This window comes from Spirosoma sp. SC4-14 (genome assembly GCF_037201965.1).
In the GTDB taxonomy this organism is placed as follows: domain Bacteria; phylum Bacteroidota; class Bacteroidia; order Cytophagales; family Spirosomataceae; genus Spirosoma.
Map to the genome: position 1 here is coordinate 4,930,919 of NZ_CP147518.1, position 21,532 is coordinate 4,952,450.

Below are 21,532 nucleotides of genomic sequence, written 5' to 3' on the forward strand. Positions count from 1 at the left end.
CGACCTGAGACTGATTACGAAACATCTCCATCAGAGACAAAGTGGTTGTTAGTTTTGGGGGATTTTACTGCGTTGTCGGAACGGCCAATTATTCAGCAAACCGAATGGCACCCAGCGACTGCTGAACGTCCAGTTTACTGATCAGGACCTGATATAAAGCGTTAAACACATTCAGCCGGGCCGTACGAAGGTCAGCCTCGGCAATGGTTACATCCAGATAGGTTTTTATGCCCGACCGATATTGCAGATTGATGACCCGATATACATCTTCGGCCAGTTGCTGGTTTTCGAGCAGAGCCCTGTAGTTAGCCAGATTGCCTTTATACGTTGCCAGGGCCTGTGCATACTCAGCATCGACGGCACTGGTCAAAGCCGCCAGGTCCCAGTCCAGACGCTGTACCTGCAACTCTGAAATTTTCAATTGCTGAATTCGTCGGCCCCCTTGAAAAATGGGTAAGGCCACGGCCAAACCAATAGCAGAGTTAGGAAACGTCTGTGCATAAAGCTGCGAGAATGCATTGTTCTGATAGAGCAGGTTATAGGTTCCATATGCCGATACGGTTGGCAGATAGGCCCATCGGTTATAACGCACACTGGCATTGAGCAACCGCCCCTGCGTCTGCAAAAGCTGATACTCGATCCGATTCTGTGGATTTACGAGTTGCAGCGTGTCAAGCGCTACTTCACTGGTTAGCTGCAATGTATCGTAGGCAACTGTAAGCTGCGCATTGGGCGGATAGCCCATCAACTGTTTCAGCGTCTGGTATTTCGATCCAATCAGATCGCGGTACTGCTTCCGCTGGGCCACTGAATTGTTCAGCGCAATTTTAGCCCGCTGCGGATCAGTTCGATCAACAATGCCGCTCTGGTATTGATTGGTAGCATCCTGCAAACTGCGTTGCAGCCGTGCGATATCCTCACTCAGAATATCGACCTGGCGCTGGGTCAGAATCAGATCATAAAATGCCTTGCTGACATTCACCACCACGTTAATTTTGTTGTTCGTTGTGGTCTGAGCCGCCTGTAATCGATAGGCGTCGGCCGTCTGGCTGGCCAGCAACAAATCCCGGTTAAACACACTCTGATTCAGTGAAAACGAAACCGTAGACGTGTTTTTTGCGCCCAGTGTTGTCGGAATACGTTCGCCAGAAGCATTCGGGATAAGTGTAACGGGTAGTTTCAGATTGTGTACTAAATTATACCCGGCAGCAATCTGCGGATACCAGGCAGCCAGCGAACTCTGAACCGTACGTTCAGCCACTTCCTGATCAATAAGTGACTGACGAATAAGGGGTTGATGACTGAGTGCATACCGTATACAATCGTCCAGATACGCTTGTTTTGCCAGAGAGTCGGTGTTTTTCTGGGCAAAAGCTCCACCAGGGAGCCAGGCCCCTACCAAAAAGAGAAAGCCAATAAAACCTTTTTTCATAACCTCGCGAAGGGCACCACAACCGCTCCAATAAATAGTCAACGGCGTGTACTATCTACAACTGTATTCGTACATCGTTTTGTTCGTTTATACTCTAAAATATGAGATAGCTTTCGTCTATAAAGCTACTATTCGCTTGTCAAACCCATTCAATCCCCGTAATTTCGGGACCTTATCAGTACAACAATTGACATGACGGAAGCACCAAAAGATTCTTCTGAAAAGAGTCTGAATTTCATTGAACAGTTTGTAGAAGAAGATATTGCTGCCGGTAAAAACGGGGGACGTGTTCACACGCGCTTTCCGCCCGAACCTAACGGCTATCTGCATATTGGCCACGCTAAATCAATTTGTTTAAATTTTGGCCTGGCCGATAAATATTCAGGACAAACCAACCTCCGTTTCGACGATACGAACCCCGTTACGGAAGATACCGAGTATGTTGATTCGATCAAGAACGACGTACGCTGGCTGGGTTTTGAGTGGGAAAACGAGTTTTATGCATCTGATTATTTCGATCAGCTTTATGAATTTGCCGAAACGCTGATTCGTAAAGGACTGGCTTATGTCGACGATTCGTCGTCGGAAGAAATTGCGGCTCAGAAAGGTACGCCTACCGAACCGGGCCGGATGAGCCAATACCGCGATCGGAGCGTTGACGAAAACCTCGATCTGTTTCGCCGGATGAAAGCCGGTGACTATCCCGATGGAGCCAAAGTGCTGCGGGCCAAGGTCGATATGGCTTCACCAAACATGCAGCTTCGCGACCCAATTATTTATCGAATCAAACACGCGCATCACCACCGCACCGGCGACAAATGGTGCATCTATCCCATGTACGACTTTGCACATGGGCAATCGGATGCCATCGAGCACATTACGCACTCGCTCTGTACGCTGGAGTTTGAGGTTCACCGTCCGCTATACGACTGGTTTATTGACCAACTGGAGCTGTTTCCATCGCGTCAAATCGAATTTGCGCGGCTGAATCTGACCTATACGGTCATGAGTAAGCGGAAACTCAAACAACTGGTTGCCGAAGGACACGTAAGCGGCTGGGACGATCCGCGTATGCCAACCATTGCGGGCATTCGTCGGCGGGGCTATACACCGGCCAGCATTCGCGAATTTGCCGATCGGATCGGTATTGCCAAGCGCGACAACCTGATCGACGTAGGGCTGCTGGAATTCTGTATCCGTGAGGAACTGAACAAGACAACGCCCCGCGTGATGGCCATTCTCGACGAAAAACCACTGAAACTGGTTATTACGAACTACGAAGCTGGCCGGGAAGAGATCATGCATATCGAAAACAACCCTGAAGACCCTGGTGCGGGCGAACGCGAAGTACCATTTAGTCGGGAAGTGTACATCGAGCGCGACGATTTCATGGAAAACCCGCCGAAGAAATTCTTCCGGTTATTTCCGGGTGGAATGGTTCGCCTGAAAGGAGCTTATATTATCAAATGCGATGAAGTGGTGAAAGACGACGCGGGCGAAATCACCGAACTGCACTGTTCATACATTCCCGAAAGCCGGAGCGGTTCCGACACATCGGGCATCAGTGTGAAAGGTACGATTCACTGGGTATCGGTTCCTCATGCGGTAGAGGCCGAAGTTCGGCTCTACGACCGGCTGTTTTCGGTCGAGAATCCGGCTGCCGACGAGCGTGAATTCCGCGAATTGCTGAATCCAAAATCGCTGGAAGTGGTACGGGCTTTTGCCGAACCCGCCCTGGTTGAAGCTGCCCATTCGGGTGCCGTTCGCAATTTCCAGTTCATGCGGAAAGGCTACTTCGTACTCGATCAGGACTCAACACCCGACAAACCGGTTTTCAACCGTACCGTTACGCTCAAAGATAGCTGGGCCAAAGAGGTGAAGAAAGGGTAGTATAGCGTATTGACTAGTTAGAGAAGGTAATTAGTTGTGTATAAAATAATAGGCACGGCTAATTACCTTTTACATAAAATTATACAATAATGGCTATTAATAATTTATTAGATACTAATACAGTAAGTTTTAGCGATATTATTGGTAACGGAAAGATATATCAGGTCCCTGTTTATCAGCGGAATTATTCGTGGAAAGAAGATAATTGGGAAGACTTATGGAATGACATTGTATCACTTTCCGAACCTGAGTCAGTGCACTATATGGGTTCCATTGTTCTACAGAATCAAGGCGAAAAAAAATACACAATTATCGATGGCCAGCAGCGATTAGTAACACTAAGCATCATTGTTTTTGCAGTGATCAAGTTAATTCAGGAGCTAGCCGATAAGCATATAGACGAAGCTGCCAATAGGGAGAGAATTAGTTTACTCAGTAGCAAATTTCTTGAAGATAAAGATCCAGCTTCATTAACCTATTCATCAAAATTATCGTTAAACGAAAATAATAATAGCTTTTACCAATCTCATTTGATGGTATTCAGACCTCCAATTAATGAACGAACATTACGGGATTCTGATAAATTACTATGGAAAGCCTATAATTTTTTCGTAAATACGTTACAGAAGCATTTCAAAAGTAATTTTGATGGAGAAAAAATAGCAACGTTCCTAAATAAAATTATAGCAGAACGTTTAATGTTCATACAAATAGTTGTAGAGAACGAAGTTAGCGCCTATACAGTTTTTGAGACTTTAAATTCAAGGGGAGTAGATCTAACGGTTACGGATTTACTTAAAAATTATTTATTTTCCGTTTCTACCAGAAATGATTTAGTTCACGTTAAAGAAAAATGGCAAAGGATTGTCGATGCAGTAGGGCTGGATACATTCCCAGCTTTTTTGCGTCATTACTGGATTTCTAAATACAAACTAATACGACAGGAATATTTATTTAGAGCCGTCAAAGAAATCACCAAAACATCCATAGATGTTATTAATCTTTTGGATGAACTAGAAAAAAATGCTCAATTGTATAATGCGTTGACTAATTCATCAGATCCCTTTTGGATCGGATTAAGGGAAGCCAGAAAGGCAATAAAAGAGCTTGAATTATTTAAAGAAAGACAGGCATTGCCATTATTATTAGCTGTTTACAATAATCTTAGTCAGGAAGAATTTATTAAAACACTTCGTATTGTTAGTATTATTACATTTAGATATACGGTGGTGAGCGGATTAAATACTAACCCCAAAGAGCAATATTATAGCCAAACAGCGATCAAAGTAAGCCGTGGAGAGTGCCAAAATTCATATAGTATAGCTCAGGAATTTCGGCCATTATATGTTAGCGATTTAGATTTTAAAAATGACTTTTCGACCCTTTCAGTCAAAACAAAAGGTAAAAACAGAAAACTCGCGAGATATATTTTATTTAAAATTGAAAATCAATTAAGCGGAGCCGACAGAGATTACGAAGACGATCCGGCAACAATCGAACATATTCTGCCAGAGAATTCAGACCTGGACTGGCTGGTAGATTTTCCTCCAGCGATTCAGGAAAACTATATATATCGAATTGGGAATGACACCCTGTTAGAGGAAGATAAAAACCGGGATTGTGGTACAAAGTCGTTCACAGAAAAGAAAAGGGTATACCAAACCAGTCAATATACAATGTCAAGAACTATTACGGCTAATGAATGGACGCCTAATACAGTAGATATAAGACAAGGGCGGTTAGCCGATACGGCAACCGCTGTTTGGCGTTTAACCCAGCTCGACTAAACTAGCTATGTCCACCATCCATAAATCCCAGAATTTCAACGACATTCCTGCCTACGACAAGGAATACTGGTGGTCTAAAACACCTCAGGAACGACTGGCGGCCGCTCTGAAGTTAATTCGACGGGCTAAGGCAATTTATTATGCAAACCCAGCGAATGCATCGTTAGGCAATGGAGGACAAGTACTTAAATCTAACCGCCCAATTAAGCATCGAAAACTACCGATGTTAGAGCCCTAACCTCTAACCTTCCTTACTGCCCACACTCCGCGCTTCCTTTGCAGTCAAGCACTACAAAAAGCTCGGAGCGGATTCGCCAGCCAGCATCCGTTTTGCGCCACATGGCCAGATAAACACCCGTTAGGGTTTGAATACCGTCCGCTCGTTTGAAGCGTCCTGTCCAATGACCGTGTTCTGCAGCTAAAGGTGCCGATGAGCTGAGCTGAATGCGATCAGTGCTACGCACATAACCCAGAAAGTTCGGATCGTTAAATTGGGGAGCAACCGAGGCCAGCACCGAATCGCGGCCCGACACATGCGAACCACTCCCCCGCGTTACTTCTATTTCGGGAAGCATCGTTTGCCCAAACGCGGTCAGATTACGTTCCTGAATCGCCCGGTTCGATTGCGCCCGCAGCGTCCGAATAGCCGCTTCGTCGGTCGATTTGGGCGTTGGCTGAGCAAACAGCGCATAGGGTGCCAGCAGCACGTTCAAGAGCAAAGCAATTCGTAACAACATATCCGAATTAGTTTAGCCGATAAACCGGGTAACGGTTATGCGTTTTCTCGTAATAAGGCGTCTGTCGGTAAATGAAATTCAGTTGGGCATCGGCACTTTCGGCAAAGGCCTTATCGCTGGCCCGTTTTTCTTCCAGTTGTTTCCGCAACGCCGGGTTCGTTTTCACTAATTCGGCCGCTGTGTCTTCGAAAATATAATCGGCGAAATATTCTTTCTGATCGAGAATACTATCGAAGAAATTCCAGGCAAAAAATGAGTCGATTGCCTGCGGTTCCAGCGTTTCAACAATGTATCGGTTCGTTGGCTGATCGGTTCTGACCACGTAATCGCCTTTGTAGAACTGGATTTTCTGTGATTCGGTCCTCAGCTTTACGCCCGTATGAATATAATGCCCTTCATACGGACGTTGTGGGCTTTTATAATCCGTTATGTAATAAGCCGATACCGTCATTAGCGTATCGCGTGTAAGCATTTGTAGTTTCACGCCGTTGCGCTTCAGTTCGGCAATAACCTCTGGCCAGGCTTGTGGAATCACATAAGCGCGGGGTTTATCGATCTGCCCATCGACTACAAACGTGTTCCGATAGGCGATGCGCTTCGTAAAGGGTTTTGTCCGGTCGTAATAAAGCCGTTTCAGGCCCGACACATCGCTGGGTCTGTAAGCAGCTTCGTAGCCCAGAAACGTCACCGAATCGACCTGATTCCGGTCGAGTTTATAGTTAAGCGCAAAGGTCGTTTGATCAGCAACAGCCTTGTTGGCTCGTTTCTGGTTGGCCAGAATCGTTTGCGCATCGCGTTCACACAACCGCAAAACAGCCTCATCGAACGCATACGTAGCCTTTACACGCGCTGGATACGGTTTCCACATGTGCGTTTCCAGCGTAAAGCCAAAACAATTGAACAGCGTTGCATAACCCGTCGAATAGCGGGGTGAATCGTTGTAGCCAAACAGGCCGCTTTCGGGTGTATCGCCCATGTGGTTCACATAAGGCGCGGGCGGAAAACCGTTGCTCTGCAATACGTTATCCAACGCGGGCTGAAACGTTTGGGTCATATAGCCCGACACCATGGGATGCAGTTTATCTTTCTGGGTCGAAAAATAGGTCAGCACGTGCTGATAATCGGCGCCATCGCTGGTATGATTATCAATGAAAACCTGTGGTTTCAGCGATTGATACATCATTTGAAAAGCCCGCGTATTTTCGGCCTCGGCCTTAATAAAATCGCGATTCAGGTTCAAATTTCGTGCATTTCCACGAAACCCATACGACTCCGGTCCATTCTGATTTACCCGCGACACGCCCCGATTCAGGCTCCCCCCTACATTATAAACAGGCACTATAGCCAGCAGTACGTTTTTAGGTAATTTATTCGCTTTCAGCAGATCGCGGGCCATCATCATACAGGCATCGATGCCTTCAGGCTCGCCCGGATGGATGCCATTGTTGATCAATAATGTAAGCCGGTCCGGTCGTGATGTAAATTGTTTGTCGGCAGCCAGCAAAAACAGATGCAACGGTTTACCCACATCGGTCTTTCCGATCTCGATCAGCTTTGCCTGTTCATACTGTTTATCAAGTTGCTGATACCAGCTAATTATTTGCGTGTAAGTGGCCGTCTGGTTCGTATCGCGTTCGTATGGCGTGCGCTCAGGTGCTTTGTTCTGCGCCCTTCCAACCATTAAAAAAAGCAAATTCAGTAGTACGAGCTGAAACGAAAAGGGTTTAATCATTTTTGTTTAGATTTTCCAAAGAGGATATAGTTATTGGTCATCTGTCATTAGCAAACAGGATTTGATGCAGATTTTACTTCCCTAACCACACAATGACCGATGCCTAACGCTACGGTTTCATTTTTTTCTTCTTTTTGGGTAAGGGTGGCGTACTGGCGGGCGGATGCCGATGGTGCGTTGCCTGCTCATAGGCATAGCATAATTTGATTAATGTCGGCTCACTAAACGGTCGACCAAGGAATTGTAAACCGGCAGGCAGATCATTATAGGTGAAGCCCATCGGTACCGTAAAAGCCGGAAAACCCGTTGGTGGCGAAAGGGCATTATTATTGGTTCCCGATGGCGTATTGAGGTCGCCCAACAAGCGGGGTGGATAGCTAAATGACGGATAGACAAGCACATCGACCCCCGTCGAATCCATAGCCCGGAGCAGTAGCTGGCGGAGCCGTTCGCGCAGCGCCATATTTTTTGCCCATCCCTTATGCGCTTCGGGAGCCAGTGTATCGGCATCCGAATCCAGCAATGTTTTCTCGATACTGGGATGAAATTGCTTTGATTTAATAATTGACTTCAGGCTTTTATGCGGAGCATTCGGCCCCAGACTAGCCAGATACAGATTAAAATCCCGACGCAATTGCGGAATGGTATCGAACGATTTATTAATCGTGTCCAGTTCAGGAACGCGCACCGAATCAATTACTGTAGCACCTGCCGCCCGCAATTCGTCCAGTGCTTTATTGAACAGGGCATACACCTGCGGATCTGAATTTTTGGGCATTACCATCTGACGAAAAACCCCGATTCGGGCTCCTTTCAACCCGTCCTTGTCAAGAAATTTCAGGTATGTTGGTGGAATTTTTCCCTCACTCCGTTTAGTCACCGTATCGGCTTTGTCGTATCCGGCAATCACATCTAGCACGCGCACCGCATCTTCTACAGTTCGGCAAATTGGACCGCCCGTATCATTGGTTAAGGCCAGCGGCATAATACCATCGCGACTGACCAGACCTAGTGTGGGCCGAAAACCCACCAGACTCTGATGCGACGAAGGACCCCGAATTGAGCTGCCCGTGTCAGTTCCTAAGCCAATGGCACCAAAATTAGCCGCCACAGCAGCCGCCGTTCCTCCACTCGATCCGGCTGTTGTACGTTTCGTATCGTAAGGATTGCGCGAATAGCCCGGCAAAATGGAGCTAACCGAAACCTGCCCCGACGTAGCAAACTCGGCCAGATTCGATTTGGCAATAATAATCGCTCCGGCTTCACGAATCTGATGAACCACATGCGCATCGTCGGGTGGAATCGAGTTTTTCATCGCCAGCGTTCCGTTGGTAGTCGGCATGTCGTAGGTGTCGTAATTGTCTTTTACGATCACGGGAATACCATGGAGCGGACCGACAAATTTTCCGGTTGCCTTATAGATAGAATCTAAACGGCTGGCTTCGGACAAAGCTTTAGGATTTACCATGATAAGAGCATTCAGGTATGGCCCCTGCTTGTCGTATGCCTCAATCCGATCCAGATACATCTGTACCAATTGAACGGCCGTTAGTTTACCCGATTGCATGGCTTCGTGCAAACTGCCGATGGTAGCTTCCTGAAGTTTATATGACTTAAACGACTGTCCATCAGCCAGTTCAACAACCAGAAGAAAAATGATTAACAGAGATAGGTAAGGTTTCCGCATGTACAAGTTAGTTGTGTCTGTGAATGAAGTTTAGCAAACCAAAACAGAATAAGCTGTAACTTTATGGCAGTTTTGGCGAATTTTCCCTATAAATCTAGCCTTCAAAACAGAATAATTAGCAAGTAGCCACAAAAAGTACAAGTCCATATTCGTTTCAACACGTTTTTAACATCTCTTTTATGCATCGACTCATAACTCCGACTGCATTACTACTACTCATCTTCGGCTCATCAGCACAATTTACCCAGGCCCAGCAAACACCTGCCATCGACAAACGCTATACCGACGAAATCAAAAAACTGGCTGATCAGCCTGCGGTAAAAAAAGCATTCCAGACGTTTATTGACCTGGAGCCGCAAACGAAACAGGATTTAATCACCCTCACCGAAACGCCTTCTCCTCCCTTTAAAGAACAAGTCCGCGCCAAAAAATTTGCGGCTATGATGAAAGAGGCCGGAGCTGATTCGGTCTGGATCGATGAAGTCAGCAATGTATTGGCTAAACGAAAAGGTCGTTCGGGGAAGAAAACAATTATTGTTGAAGCTCACCTCGATACGGTGTTTCCCGAAGGTACCGATGTAAAGGTGAAGCAAAAAGGCGACACGCTGTATGCTCCTGGCGTTGGCGACGACACCCGCGGCCTGACCGCCGTTCTGGCTGTATTGAAAGGAATGGAAAAAGCTGGTATCGAAACTGATGCCGATGTGCTTTTTGTTGGTGCTGTTGGCGAAGAAGGTCTGGGCGATCTGCGCGGTGTCAAACATTTATTGCGAAAAGATGGCGGTATCAAACCCGACTCCTATATCGCCGTCGATGGCGATGGCATCAGCAGTATCACGCACCGTGGGCTGGGGTCGCATCGCTATCGGGTTACCTTCAAAGGGCCCGGTGGTCATTCCTACGGTTCGTTTGGGATTGTGAATCCACATAGTGCGTTAGGTAAGGCGATTTATTATTTCACCACCGACGCCGACAAGGTAACGCGGCAGGGGGTTAAAACAACCTATAGCGTGAGCGTTATCGGCGGTGGCACATCGGTCAATGCCATTCCCTACGAATCGTGGGCCGAAATCGATATGCGCTCCGAAAGTCCCGAAAAACTGAATGAAGTCGATCAGATTCTGCAAAACTCGGTACAGCGGGCCTTGAAAGACGAAAACAGCCTCAAACGGCAAGGGCCAGATTTGACGGTAGAAGTCAAAAAAATTGGCGATCGGCCATCGGGCCGAACCGACGCTACGGCCGCTATTGTGCAGCGGGCAATGGCCGTATCGAAATACCTGAACGCCGAACCACAACTCGAAGTAGCGTCGACCAATGCCAACGCACCGATTTCGCTGGGCATCCCAACCGTAACGATTGGCAGCGGTGGCATTGGAGGTGGCGAACACGCCCTGAACGAGTGGTGGCTCAACGACAAAGGCTACCTCGGCATGCAACGAATTCTGCTCCTGCTGCTAGCCGAAGCCGGGATTGATAAATCAGGAGGAACGGCTGCTAAATAATTCTACGGAAACGTCTATAATTCGTCGTTTAGCGAAAACAGGCTCACACATTCATCTCTCTTGGTGAAACGGAGATTTTGATTTGTGATGGGACCGCCCGACGGATGACAATTTGAGATAGAGCATACCTATACTTGTCGCAATTAATTGAAGTTTGGCTAGTGTTGCGTAAAACGGGTATTTAAGAGGGCACTTGAATATGGAGTGTCTTGTAGAAGTGGGACCAACGTTTCAGACTACTGGACATGGCCTCTTCAAGAAGATACTGATGAATAAATGGGCCATTAGCGGACAAAGATGTCCGAAATCGTACAGGTACTTTCCGTAACAGGGTGATTAAAGCGCAGCAGGCTGGTTTCGATACTATGGTACGATAATTGGGCCAATCAAACTAAATAGATCGGTTAAGCCGTATCCCTATGCTACGGAACTATCTTAAGATTGCCGGGCGAAACCTGATTCGGAACAAGACGTTTTCGGCTATTAATATGCTTGGGCTAGCCCTGGGCATGGCCAGTAGCCTGCTAATTGGACTATGGGTACAGGATGAGCTAAGCATTGGAACCCACTACCCCAAGGCAGCTCAGCTATACCGTGTGATGGAACACGAAATGGCCGATGGGCGCATTGTGACCGATGAAGACACGCCGGGCATTCTAGCTGATGAACTCAAAAAACAATTTCCCGAAGTCGTTTACGCAGCCGCGTCCTCGGGCTGGGAAGAGCATGTGCTGACCGTAGGTAACAAGGTGGAACGGCAAACGGGGCGTTCCGTCGGAGCCGACTGGCTCCGCATGTACGGCATTCCGCTGGCGATGGGCTCACCGGAAACCGCCCTCACCTCGCCTAGCGGGATAGCGATCTCCCGCAAACTGGCTGGCATCTATTTTGGGACTCCTCAGCAATCCCTGGGCAAATCAATTCGGTTGGATAATCACACCGACTATCAGGTGACGGCCGTGTTCGAGAACCTGCCGTCTAATGCGCCTGACCAGTACGATTTCCTGCTTAACTGGAGTGCCTATCTGAAACGCGAACCCTGGCTCAACGACTGGAGTAACGCCGGCCCCAGCACCCGGTTGCAACTCCGACCCGATGCTGACCCGGATAAGGTGAGTGCAAAACTGAAAACGTTTCTGAAAGGTCGCAACAAAGACATTGGCCCCAGCTTCAACATTGAGTTATTTCTGCAACCCGAAACCGAAGCTTACCTCTATTCCACCTTCAAAGACGGGCAACGCAACGGCGGGCGTATCGACTACGTGCGGCTGTTCATCCTTGTCGCTGGGTTTCTGTTGCTGATTGCCAGCATCAATTTTATGAATTTAGCCACTGCCCGCTCCGTAAAACGAGCACGTGAGGTGGGCGTCAGGAAAGTGGTCGGGGCCGAACGGTCAGCGCTGATTGGGCAATTCATGGGCGAGGCTTTGCTGCTGACTGCCCTCGCGCTGGGGTTGGCAGTAGCGTTGGTTGACTTGTTGCTGCCCGCCTTCAATCAACTAACCGGTAAGCAACTGAATTTACCCCTGGCTCAACCCTCGTTCTGGGCAGTGCTGCTGGGCCTGCTACTGGTAATGGGCAGTTTGGCGGGCAGTTACCCTGCCTTGTTTCTGTCGTCGCTGAATCCGGTGCAGGTGCTAAAAGGAAGCCTGCGATTTGGGGCAGGGGCGCAGTTGTTTCGGCGGGGGTTGGTGGTCTTTCAGTTTGTGTTGTCGATGCTGATGATTGTTGGCACGCTGGTTATCTACCGGCAACTTCAGTACATCCAGACGAAAAACCTGGGCTACGACCGCGAAAACCTGATTCAACTTTCCAGCAACAACAGCGCGTTAGGGGAAAAATACGAAACGTTTAAAGAGCGGTTGCTCAAGATGCCGGGCATCAAAGACGTTACGTTTTCGCAAACCAGTCCCTTAGGAAACGGCAATACAACGGAGGGAGTGAGTTGGATCGGCAAAGACCCGACACATACTATCTCGTTTCATAACTCGGCCATCGGCTACGACTTCGTTAAAACGATGGGCCTCCGCCTTCGGGGCGGTCGCGATTTCTCCGCAGCGTTTGGTACCGATTCAAGCAACTATCTCATTAACGAAGCAGCCGCCAGACGCATTGGGTATAAAGACCCAATTGGCAAGCCACTCACCTTCTGGAACAAGCCCGGCACGATCGTCGGGGTACTGGAAGATTATCATTTCAACTCCCTGCACGTAGCCATCCGACCGATGGTTCTTCGGTTACAAAAAACGAATCACTACGGTCAGGTTCTGGTCCGCACTCAACTGGGTCAAACCAAACAAGCGTTGGCGAGTATGGAACAATTGTGTCGGCAACTGGCCCCCAACACGCCGTTTACGTACTTGTTTGTGGATGCCGCCTACCAGCAGGTATACAAAAGCGAAACGATCGTTGGGACACTAGCTACCGTTTTCGCGGGTCTGGCTATCTTCATTGCCTGCTTAGGTCTGTTTGGACTGGCAGCGTTCACCGCCGAGCAACGCACCAAAGAAATTGGCATTCGTAAAGTACTGGGGGCCAGCGTACCGAGCATCGTTGGGCTGCTCAGTAAAGATTTTCTCAGATTGGTGTTTATCGCCATCGTTATTAGCTCACCGCTGGGGTGGTATGCCATGAATCGCTGGTTGCAGAACTTTGCCTATAAGGTGAACATTGATTGGTGGGTGTTCGTTGTAGCGGGTCTGCTGGCGGTGGGCATTGCCCTGCTGACGATTAGTTTCCAAAGCATCAAAACCGCCCTGATGAATCCAGTGAAGTCATTAAGAAGTGAATAGCCTCACAAACCAGCGATTCTCATGAATCCCTCGTGGCTGTTGCATAACTCCGCTTTCTTGAGAGAACTTTGCAGACTGCGGGTATAAACGATGAATTATCCAGACCTCAGTGCCGTATTTTCCCAGACCTACAATTCATTATTCTTCACAGCGGCTTCATCAGTCAGGCGTGTTAACACAGATTCGGACAAGGCGGTTTCGCTGGCCTTACCTACTGTTCGCTGGTCGCCAATGCCACCAGGCTCCGGGAGAAATGTATTGGCCCAGGCAAACGCGTCCGTAATAAGGCCAGGCACAAAGCCATGAATGACTGTGGCCAGTTTGGCAGGCAGCGTAAGTACCCGTTCGGCTTCACCCAGTCGGCAGGCATCAATAATTTCGCGCGCACAGTCGTCGGCGGCAATCGTTAACAGCGGAATCGAATCGCTGATTTTGAATACCGTGTATTCTTTCTCATTCTGGCCTTTAAAAAAGGCATTTCGTGGGCTTCCGGTTCGGATCAGGCCGGGACAGATGGTGGTCACGTAAATGTCGTCTTTTAGTAATTCGGCCCGTAGCCCTTCTGAATACCCCACAAACGCAAATTTACTAACCGAATAGGGAGCCAGATGCGGTACGGCCACTTTACCCCCAAATGACGTAACATTAACGATTCGGCCCGATTTTCGCGCCCGCATCTGCGGCAACACGGCATTGACCATAGTAAATGCCGACCAGAAATTGCTTTCCATCGTCTCGCGAAAATCGCCTTCGGTCATGTGCTCCAGTGGCCCAACAATAATGGTTCCGGCATTATTGACCAGCACATCGACCGGACCAAGCACCTGTCCAACCGCTGCCACAAACTGTTCGGCCTGTAGTTTACTGGTAATGTCGCAGGCATACGTAAAAATATCGTGCCCTCTCATGCGCAAGTCTTGTCGGGCGCGTTCCAGTTCGTCCTCATCGCGGGCGCAGATAGCGACATGGGCACCCTCTTCGGCAAACGCACGTGCCAGCTCAAGACCTAAACCGCGCGAACCACCCGTGATGATCACTGTTTTATCGTGAAAATCGATAGCTCGTCTTTTATTTGTCCATACTTTGGCAATGGCCACGGCACCTATCCCCGCCAGCGTCCACCAAAGTCCGCTCCTATTCCATGCACTCATAGCTGTCTGTTGTTTGCATTTATCTCATTCAACTACCGGATTCAGTCGATTGTTGACGACTCTGAGCAAGCGGAATCAGAACAGATCGATGCCCCAAAAATTAACTTTCTGATAACCTTCCGGCAAAACGAGTAGTTACTCTACTAGTACAACAGACTATTTATTACAAACTCAACGATCATGGAAAAGCAACAAGCGCTACAGGGCAAAAAAGTAGCAGCCCTAATGACTGAAGGATTTGAACAGGTAGAAATGACCGATCCCCGGAAAGCATTGGAAGAGGCAGGCGCAACCGTTCATATCATTGCTCCTAAAGGCGGAAGTATAAAGGGGTGGGACGAAACCGACTGGGGCGATACATTTGATGTCGATCTGCCACTTGCGGGTGCAGATCCCTCTCAATATGATGCCTTATTGCTGCCTGGTGGCGTTATGAATCCCGATAAACTTAGAATGGAACCTAAAGCCATTCAGTTTATCAAACATTTTTTTGAGCAACAGAAGCCTGTAGCCGCGATCTGCCATGCTCCCACAATGCTCATTGAAGCCGATGTGGTCGACGGACGAAAACTAACCTCTTATCCATCGATACAGACAGATCTTAAAAATGCCGGTGCCAACTGGGTCGATCAGGAAGTTGTGGTCGATGGCAATCTGGTAACAAGCCGCAAACCCGACGATATTCCGGCGTTTAATCGGGAAGTGATCCAGCTAATCAACGAAGGCGTTAAACAGACGATATAGTATATCTAAACAGCGGTTTGACGTAGTAAAGACTACACTCAACGGAGGCAAAAGCGTAATCGGGAACAGGGGTAAATTACCCATCTCCCAATTACGCTTTTTCTGCATTTCGTTGGCTAAGTACCTCAGCCGGGTACCCCACTTCTACCAGATAGAGTCCATTAGCGGGCGCAGATCGTCCGGCCTGAGTGCGGTCTTTAGCACCAATTATCTCATCGAAGCGAGTTAGCAACATTCGTTTCTGCCCCACCTCAAGCATGGTTCCCACAATGGTCCGTACCATACCCCATAAAAACCGATTGGCCTTGATGTGAAACGTCAGCCGATCGGGCTGGCTGCGCTCCCAATAGGCAAAATCGAGTCGGCAATGAAAATGATTTACATCGGCTCGTGCTTTGCTAAAACTCTTAAAATCGCTGTATTGCAGTAGAATCTGACAGGCCTCATTCATAAGCTGCATATCCAGCTCGGGGCGAAAATGATAGGTTAATCCCGACTGAAATACATCTTTATGCCGGGTAATGTGGTACTGATAATAGCGCGACACGGCCGAAAAGCGAGCATGATCGGTTGGTCGTACGGGAAAGATTCGATGAATGGCAATATCTTCGGGCAGAATGCAATTGATGGAATAGAGCAATGCATCGGTAAACAAAACAGGCGTATTGAGGTCAACATGTGCAAACTGCTGGCTGGCATGAACGCCCGCATCAGTTCGGCCACTACCAACCACAAAAACAGGCTGCTGAAGTCGGCGGGTAAGGGCTGCTTCCAGTGTACGCTGTACGCTTGTTTCTTTAGCCTGTGGCTGCCACCCCCGATAGGCCGTTCCCCGATACGACAATTCAATAAAATAACGCATACCAGGCAAAAGTACAACCGAACGGTTCAAAGCAAAGAAGTCGCCCGTCGATCTGACGGGCGACTTCTGCCTTCATATACCGGATACTTAACGAGGACCGCGTCCGCCTTCGTGCCCAACGTGGCCAGGTCGCCCCGGTTCGCTACGTTGCTGAAATTGGCCCCCTCTATTTTCTGATGGGCGCTGAAACTCTGCATTTCCCCGAGCATTTGGAGCAGATGGAATAGCGCCAGGTGCCTGATGACTGGGCTGTTCGAATGAACGACCTGGCCGTTGCGGAATACTCTGCGGTGCATTGTTTCCTGGTTGTGTCATCTGATACGATCCACGACCCGCCCCCGAACGGTCGGGCTGGCCCGGAAACGAATTAGGGGTTGGAGCCGGACTAGCCGGGTTGGAATAGGCACCATGCTGGTTCGATGGGAACCGATCGTTCATGGTTCCCCGATTGTTTGGCACCGAATTACGATTGTTGTCCCAGTTCGGATTGCCCATATAGCCCCCCCGGCTAGCATTGTCAGGGTTCGGATTATAACTTCCCCGGCCCGATGAGTTGCCATCGTAGTACGATCCACGACCCGATGGATTAGTAGTACCGTTGTCGGGACGGCCATTGTTATTATAGCGACCGTTATTGTTGTAACGATCATTTCGGCCATAATCCGGACGATTGGACGGGCCATGATCGGGTCGGTAAAAAGCAACGGAGCCATTACCTACCACCGAACGTCCGGGTCGATCCATATGATCGATTCGATAGACCGGAACGCTGTGACGAGTTACGCGCTCGATATCACCCCGTGGCGGGCCATAGGCATACGCCCGGTTATTGGTGCGATAGTAGTTGTTGATATATGTTGTATTCTGATAGATATTCACCACATTGGGCCGAGGCACATAGTAGCTATATACGCGCGGGCTGGTGATATAAATCTGCGGAACAAAGGTCCAGAAAGGAGCCGGAATATTTATGTTAACGCTAATGTTCATTCCCGGTCCAAGCGGTGCCCAGCCATAATAGCCACCACCCGAGCGCCACGCCACCCAGGCAGGTCCCCAGTCAGTTCCTGGCACCCAAAGCCAGCCACCATAAGCAGAATCGAAAATCCAGCGTCCGTAGTGGAAAGGTGCCCAGCCCCACGGATAATCCGAGACCCAGGTATTTCCATACTCAGTCACAACCCAGTGGCCCGCAGTGCCATATGGCTGAAAATCAGGACCTATATTAGGAGCCCATACATTTCCATACCCAGGATACTGCATCCACTGCCCATACGGTGCCAGTTCGTTATAGAACATATCCACCGACACCGTAACTCCCGGCTGTGCCACCGTCTGCGGAACCAGAAATGGGCTGGCAGACAGCACGGCAATGAGGCCAAGTAGTTTTATTGATTTCAGGATAGTCATAGCTTCAAACAGTTGTACAACGCATTCATACATGCGTCATCAGTTAGATTATGGAAGCGGCCAAACGTTTAATCTCATACTAAAAAAATACCACTTCCTATTACGATGTAAGCCGTTTCAGCACGGCCCCAGCCACCAGACCGCCCAACACATACCAACCGACCGTCATAATAGCAGTAGCAGTAGTTCGTTTCGTTGATGCTTCGCCCAAACCCAGCGGCCCCGGCAGGGTGACAGCGCCAATACCAGCCAGCGCCCCCAGGGCAATTCCGGTCCGTAATGGTTGGTTAGGATTTAGGCCAACCAACCCATAAAACAGGCCGTTCGATAGCACATCGCCCAGAATAGCCATTTTATAAAGTTTTTCTTTCGAAGGCGGCTGTTTATCAACCACCTCAAAACCGTGGGCAACACTGCGCATTCCAAGCAAATCGGCGCGAGGAGCATTCGGCACAATCTGCCGGGCCGTCTCGTGAAGCACGTTTAGGGCAATGGCACCAGCCAGGCCACTGCCCAGCGATTGAGGAATAACTGGATTGATCGAGATGGACATAGTTTTGAGTAACCGTAATCGTTTCTGTCGAAAAGAGCCAGACACACTGGCCCAATTGATCCATTCAACACCTTAGCCGCCAAGTTGTTTAGATTCCTAAGCCGCCCGGATTTCTCTTTTTCAGAAGCAACATGAACTTTAGTGGTGCTATAAAAGTTAACACTGTTATAAAAGAAAACACCCATATGGGAATTACCGAACGTAGACAGCGGCAAAAGGAAGAAGTTCGTAGTAATATTCTTCATTCGGCCTGGCAAATTGTTGAGCAGGAAGGCTGGCAGGCACTTTCGATCCGAAAGATTGCTGATGCTATCGAATATAGCATTCCGGTAATTTACAGCCATTTTGCCAGTAAAGACGCCATTCTGCTGGAGTTTATCAAAGAGGGCTTTCATCGGTTAAGCCAGCAGTTAGGCCAGGCTAACCGTAAGCATACTGATCCTTACCAACAGCTAGAAGCAATGGCCCAGGCTTACTGGGATTTTGCCTTTACCAGCAAAGAATATTATCAGGTGATGTTTGGCCTAGGTATTCCTGCCTGCGAGATGGTTAATCAGGTCGAAGAGATGCAGACGTTTAGTAATACGATTCTGGAATCACTCAAACAAGCCATTGCAATCAGCAGCCAGCCCCAAACCGACCACTGGCTGAAGTTTCATACCTATTGGTCGATTCTGCATGGTCTTGTTTCCATTCAGCTCATCGACAACCATGAACGGCATAATTTAACCAGACAGATGATACTTCAGGATGCCATTGCTGGCTTTATTTATGCCTTGAAAGGTTAATTTTTTGCCTGATACCTAACACTGTTATTTTTTATATCATCGATATTCATCAACGTTCAATAGCCCTATGCTAACCGTCAAAAAAAACCATTCAGCCGAATATGCTCCCATCGCAGATCTAACCACCTATCGAGCCTTGTCAACACGATCGATTAGCTACCTTGATCCATTTCTTTTTCTAAATCACCACGGCCCGCAGATCTATCCTTCAGCAAATCGAGGTTTACCATTCGGGCCGCATCCGCACCGTGGCATGGAAACAGTCACGTTTATTCTCGAAGGCGACATTGCACATAAAGACAGCAGTGGTCACGAAAGTGTTATTAATGCTGGGGGCGTTCAGTGGATGACGGCCGGTCGTGGACTAATTCATGCCGAGGTTTCATCGGCGCATTTTTTGCAGGAAGGAGGCAAACTGGAGATCCTGCAACTCTGGCTCAACCTTCCCGCCCGCCTAAAAATGACGGCTCCTTTTTATAAGGGATTGCAGAAAGATGCTATTCCGAGCTTAGCGCTGGACAATGGCCTGGTAACCGTAAACCTGATTGCTGGTGACTGGGATGGTCACAAAGCCGCTTTTGAATCACTCGCTGGAATTCACCTGAATACTATTTATTTCCGGCCAGGTGGCACACTTACCCTAAACATCCCAACCGATCAGAACATTTTCTTTTACGTAATCAAAGGATCTTTACGGGCTAATGGAACCACTGTAAAAGCCCTGAATTTAGCCGAATTCAATCACGCTGGCGAAACGCTGACAATTACGTCCGACGAAGACAGCATACTTCTGTTTGGCCATGCCAAACCGTTCAACGAGCCAGTTGTTGCGCAGGGACCGTTTGTGATGAACACTCAACAGGAAATTATGGAAGCCTACGACGACTACCGCAAGGGTAAATTCGGCACATGGCAATAAATTTCAGACAACTGACTAATGACAACTAATCAGTGACCAATTTTCAAGTTAACCCCTATGTTTACACTAAAAATTATCATTGCCAGTACTCGTCCCGGTCGTAAAGGTCCGGCCATTGCCGCCTGGATTCAGGATGTTGTTAATCAGCACCCCGAGTTCGCGGTTGAACTACTCGATCTTGCCGAAATTAACCTGCCATTCATGGATGAGCCCAATCACCCACGACTGCAACAGTACGAACATGAGCATACTAAAAATTGGAGCCGGGCAATCGATGCTGCCGATGCATTTATTATTGTAACGCCAGAATACAATCACGGCTTTTCGGCTCCGCTCAAAAATGCCCTGGATTTCCTGGCCAGAGAATGGGCCTATAAACCTGTAGGGCTGGTTAGTTACGGCGGTATTGCCGCTGGTACCCGGGCTGTTCAATTACTTAAACCGGTACTTACTGCACTCAAACTAGTGCCGCTTGCCGAAGCGGTTAACATTCCGTTCTTTGCCAGATATCTCGACGATCAGGAAGGCTTCGTTGCCGATGAAACACTCACAAGATCGGCAAACGATATGATAACCGAACTGCTTCGCTGGACAAAAGCACTGAAGCCAATGCGGTTAGCCTAACAATTCTACAAGACTACAAAACGGAGTAAAGCAGTGCTCATTTATGCACTGCTTTACTCCGTTTTTTTACGCCTTTCTGGAAAACAAACCTACCGACAAATAGGTCTTTGGCTGCTTTATTCCTCAGACCTGAAGATTCCTGTTACATTTGTTTCGCTAACTCAATTCAATAAATTGTTCAATCCTCGAATTAACCATTTAATTTATGAAAGTAGGCGTTATTGGCTCCGGAACCGTTGGGCAGGCTCTGGCAAAAGCGTTTTTTGCCGAAGGCCATCAGGTCATGATGGGAACAAGAAGTCCGGGAAAAGAAGAGGTTGCTGCCTTTAAAAATGATAACCCGGCAATTGCCATCGATACTCCTGATAAGGCAGCCTCGTTTGGTGATGTGCTGGTTCTAGCCGTCCCAGGTATCGCTGCCCTGGGTAGTATCAAGCAGGCTGGTGTCGACAACTTTGCGAATAAAATTCTGATCGACGTCACTAATCCATTAGCTGCCGAAGCGCCGGTCAATGGGGTTCCAAAGCAGTTTACAACGCCCGACGAGTCGCTAATGGAAAGCATACAGACACTATTGCCAACAACAAAAGTGGTGAAAGCACTGAACAGCGTAGGAGCGTTTCTAATGTACAAACCGAACTTCCAGGGCGGCAAAGGCACCATTTTCATCGCTGGTAATGATCAGGATGCCAAAGCAACGGTGTCAGAAATTCTGGAAAGTTTCGGTTGGGACGCCGAAGACGTGGGCAAAGCCGAAGCCGCCAGGGCTATTGAGCCACTGGGCCAACTCTACGTTGCCCGTGGTATGCTGAATAACGACTGGGCTGTCAGCTTCAAACTGGTAAGACTCTAAATAGCATTAAAAAAAACGGGCCACGGTTTGGAACCGTGGCCCGTTTTTTTTAATGCTATTCACTAA

General features: G+C 48.3%; 18 protein-coding genes. 10 read left to right on the top strand and 8 right to left on the bottom strand.

Annotation, left to right across the window (positions count from 1 at the left end):
* Window positions 1-88: 88 nt before the first annotated feature.
* On the bottom strand, window positions 89-1,432 hold the full coding sequence (locus WBJ53_RS20080) for a TolC family protein (RefSeq protein WP_338869421.1): 1,344 nt from the start codon (window positions 1,430-1,432) through the stop codon (window positions 89-91).
* 192 nt (window positions 1,433-1,624) lie between these two features.
* Here WBJ53_RS20080 and WBJ53_RS20085 point away from each other — a divergent pair, with 192 nt between their 5' ends.
* The 3 genes from WBJ53_RS20085 (at window position 1,625) to WBJ53_RS20095 (ending at window position 5,347) form a co-directional block, all read left to right on the top strand.
* A complete protein-coding gene (locus WBJ53_RS20085; protein ID WP_338869423.1) occupies window positions 1,625-3,322 on the top strand; it encodes a glutamine--tRNA ligase/YqeY domain fusion protein in 1,698 nt (565 codons plus the stop codon).
* Between the two features lie 89 nt (window positions 3,323-3,411).
* A complete protein-coding gene (locus WBJ53_RS20090) occupies window positions 3,412-5,109 on the top strand; it encodes a DUF262 domain-containing HNH endonuclease family protein (RefSeq protein ID WP_338869425.1) in 1,698 nt (565 codons plus the stop codon).
* Between the two features lie 7 nt (window positions 5,110-5,116).
* Complete coding sequence (locus WBJ53_RS20095) at window positions 5,117-5,347, top strand: hypothetical protein (protein WP_338869427.1); 231 nt, start codon at window positions 5,117-5,119, stop codon at window positions 5,345-5,347.
* A 13-nt stretch (window positions 5,348-5,360) separates the two neighbouring features.
* Here the strand turns inward: WBJ53_RS20095 and WBJ53_RS20100 are convergent, their stop codons facing one another.
* From WBJ53_RS20100 to WBJ53_RS20110, 3 genes are all read right to left on the bottom strand, one after another.
* A complete protein-coding gene (locus WBJ53_RS20100) occupies window positions 5,361-5,846 on the bottom strand; it encodes a nuclear transport factor 2 family protein (RefSeq protein WP_338869429.1) in 486 nt (161 codons plus the stop codon).
* A 7-nt stretch (window positions 5,847-5,853) separates the two neighbouring features.
* Window positions 5,854-7,527: a M14 family metallopeptidase gene (locus WBJ53_RS20105; protein WP_338877211.1), complete on the bottom strand. Its 1,674-nt coding sequence runs from the start codon at window positions 7,525-7,527 to the stop codon at window positions 5,854-5,856.
* A gap of 160 nt (window positions 7,528-7,687) precedes the next feature.
* A complete protein-coding gene (locus tag WBJ53_RS20110; protein WP_338869431.1) occupies window positions 7,688-9,265 on the bottom strand; it encodes an amidase family protein in 1,578 nt (525 codons plus the stop codon).
* 179 nt (window positions 9,266-9,444) lie between these two features.
* Between WBJ53_RS20110 and WBJ53_RS20115 the strand changes: the two genes are divergently transcribed.
* Both WBJ53_RS20115 and WBJ53_RS20120 read left to right on the top strand, forming a co-directional pair.
* On the top strand, window positions 9,445-10,770 hold the full coding sequence (locus WBJ53_RS20115; protein WP_338869433.1) for a M20/M25/M40 family metallo-hydrolase: 1,326 nt from the start codon (window positions 9,445-9,447) through the stop codon (window positions 10,768-10,770).
* Window positions 10,771-11,189: 419 nt separating this feature from the next.
* Entirely contained in the window at window positions 11,190-13,562 is a 2,373-nt protein-coding gene (locus tag WBJ53_RS20120; RefSeq protein ID WP_338869435.1) for an ABC transporter permease, read from the top strand.
* A gap of 128 nt (window positions 13,563-13,690) precedes the next feature.
* Here the strand turns inward: WBJ53_RS20120 and WBJ53_RS20125 are convergent, their stop codons facing one another.
* Window positions 13,691-14,713, bottom strand: a complete 1,023-nt coding sequence (locus tag WBJ53_RS20125) for an SDR family oxidoreductase (RefSeq protein WP_338869437.1) — start codon at window positions 14,711-14,713, stop codon at window positions 13,691-13,693.
* A gap of 180 nt (window positions 14,714-14,893) precedes the next feature.
* Between WBJ53_RS20125 and WBJ53_RS20130 the strand changes: the two genes are divergently transcribed.
* Window positions 14,894-15,457 carry a type 1 glutamine amidotransferase domain-containing protein gene (locus tag WBJ53_RS20130; RefSeq protein WP_338869439.1) on the top strand — a complete coding sequence of 188 codons (564 nt, stop codon included), beginning with the start codon at window positions 14,894-14,896 and terminating at the stop codon, window positions 15,455-15,457.
* A gap of 91 nt (window positions 15,458-15,548) precedes the next feature.
* On the opposite strand, the gene truA is transcribed toward WBJ53_RS20130, so the two are convergent.
* From truA to WBJ53_RS20145, 3 genes are all read right to left on the bottom strand, one after another.
* Window positions 15,549-16,319, bottom strand: coding sequence for a tRNA pseudouridine(38-40) synthase TruA (gene truA, locus WBJ53_RS20135; RefSeq protein ID WP_338869441.1), 771 nt, complete (start codon window positions 16,317-16,319; stop codon window positions 15,549-15,551).
* Between the two features lie 87 nt (window positions 16,320-16,406).
* Window positions 16,407-17,729 carry a DUF6600 domain-containing protein gene (locus tag WBJ53_RS20140; protein ID WP_338869443.1) on the bottom strand — a complete coding sequence of 441 codons (1,323 nt, stop codon included), beginning with the start codon at window positions 17,727-17,729 and terminating at the stop codon, window positions 16,407-16,409.
* Between the two features lie 100 nt (window positions 17,730-17,829).
* A complete protein-coding gene (locus tag WBJ53_RS20145; RefSeq protein WP_338869445.1) occupies window positions 17,830-18,282 on the bottom strand; it encodes a hypothetical protein in 453 nt (150 codons plus the stop codon).
* Window positions 18,283-18,467: 185 nt separating this feature from the next.
* Here WBJ53_RS20145 and WBJ53_RS20150 point away from each other — a divergent pair, with 185 nt between their 5' ends.
* The 4 genes from WBJ53_RS20150 to WBJ53_RS20165 all read left to right on the top strand — a co-directional run bounded on the left by WBJ53_RS20150 (window position 18,468) and on the right by WBJ53_RS20165 (window position 21,466).
* Window positions 18,468-19,070, top strand: coding sequence for a TetR/AcrR family transcriptional regulator (locus WBJ53_RS20150; protein WP_338869447.1), 603 nt, complete (start codon window positions 18,468-18,470; stop codon window positions 19,068-19,070).
* Between the two features lie 67 nt (window positions 19,071-19,137).
* Complete coding sequence (locus tag WBJ53_RS20155) at window positions 19,138-19,989, top strand: pirin family protein (protein WP_338869449.1); 852 nt, start codon at window positions 19,138-19,140, stop codon at window positions 19,987-19,989.
* Between the two features lie 57 nt (window positions 19,990-20,046).
* Window positions 20,047-20,613, top strand: a complete 567-nt coding sequence (locus WBJ53_RS20160; protein ID WP_338869451.1) for an NADPH-dependent FMN reductase — start codon at window positions 20,047-20,049, stop codon at window positions 20,611-20,613.
* Window positions 20,614-20,818: 205 nt separating this feature from the next.
* Window positions 20,819-21,466 (top strand): NAD(P)-binding domain-containing protein, encoded by a 648-nt coding sequence (locus WBJ53_RS20165; protein ID WP_338869453.1) that lies wholly within the window; start codon window positions 20,819-20,821, stop codon window positions 21,464-21,466.
* The last annotated feature ends 66 nt before the right edge of the window (window positions 21,467-21,532 follow it).

Coding starts and splice junctions, on each gene's coding strand:
- WBJ53_RS20140 (WP_338869443.1), bottom strand. CDS start 17,729: ATGACTATCCTGAAATCAATAAAACTACTTGGCCTCATTGCCGTGCTG.
- WBJ53_RS20165 (WP_338869453.1), top strand. CDS start 20,819: ATGAAAGTAGGCGTTATTGGCTCCGGAACCGTTGGGCAGGCTCTGGCA.
- WBJ53_RS20160 (WP_338869451.1), top strand. CDS start 20,047: ATGTTTACACTAAAAATTATCATTGCCAGTACTCGTCCCGGTCGTAAA.
- WBJ53_RS20100 (WP_338869429.1), bottom strand. CDS start 5,846: ATGTTGTTACGAATTGCTTTGCTCTTGAACGTGCTGCTGGCACCCTAT.
- WBJ53_RS20095 (WP_338869427.1), top strand. CDS start 5,117: ATGTCCACCATCCATAAATCCCAGAATTTCAACGACATTCCTGCCTAC.
- truA (WP_338869441.1), bottom strand. CDS start 16,319: ATGCGTTATTTTATTGAATTGTCGTATCGGGGAACGGCCTATCGGGGG.
- WBJ53_RS20130 (WP_338869439.1), top strand. CDS start 14,894: ATGGAAAAGCAACAAGCGCTACAGGGCAAAAAAGTAGCAGCCCTAATG.
- WBJ53_RS20120 (WP_338869435.1), top strand. CDS start 11,190: ATGCTACGGAACTATCTTAAGATTGCCGGGCGAAACCTGATTCGGAAC.
- WBJ53_RS20145 (WP_338869445.1), bottom strand. CDS start 18,282: ATGTCCATCTCGATCAATCCAGTTATTCCTCAATCGCTGGGCAGTGGC.
- WBJ53_RS20150 (WP_338869447.1), top strand. CDS start 18,468: ATGGGAATTACCGAACGTAGACAGCGGCAAAAGGAAGAAGTTCGTAGT.
- WBJ53_RS20090 (WP_338869425.1), top strand. CDS start 3,412: ATGGCTATTAATAATTTATTAGATACTAATACAGTAAGTTTTAGCGAT.
- WBJ53_RS20115 (WP_338869433.1), top strand. CDS start 9,445: ATGCATCGACTCATAACTCCGACTGCATTACTACTACTCATCTTCGGC.
- WBJ53_RS20125 (WP_338869437.1), bottom strand. CDS start 14,713: ATGAGTGCATGGAATAGGAGCGGACTTTGGTGGACGCTGGCGGGGATA.
- WBJ53_RS20105 (WP_338877211.1), bottom strand. CDS start 7,527: ATGGTTGGAAGGGCGCAGAACAAAGCACCTGAGCGCACGCCATACGAA.
- WBJ53_RS20085 (WP_338869423.1), top strand. CDS start 1,625: ATGACGGAAGCACCAAAAGATTCTTCTGAAAAGAGTCTGAATTTCATT.
- WBJ53_RS20080 (WP_338869421.1), bottom strand. CDS start 1,432: ATGAAAAAAGGTTTTATTGGCTTTCTCTTTTTGGTAGGGGCCTGGCTC.
- WBJ53_RS20110 (WP_338869431.1), bottom strand. CDS start 9,265: ATGCGGAAACCTTACCTATCTCTGTTAATCATTTTTCTTCTGGTTGTT.
- WBJ53_RS20155 (WP_338869449.1), top strand. CDS start 19,138: ATGCTAACCGTCAAAAAAAACCATTCAGCCGAATATGCTCCCATCGCA.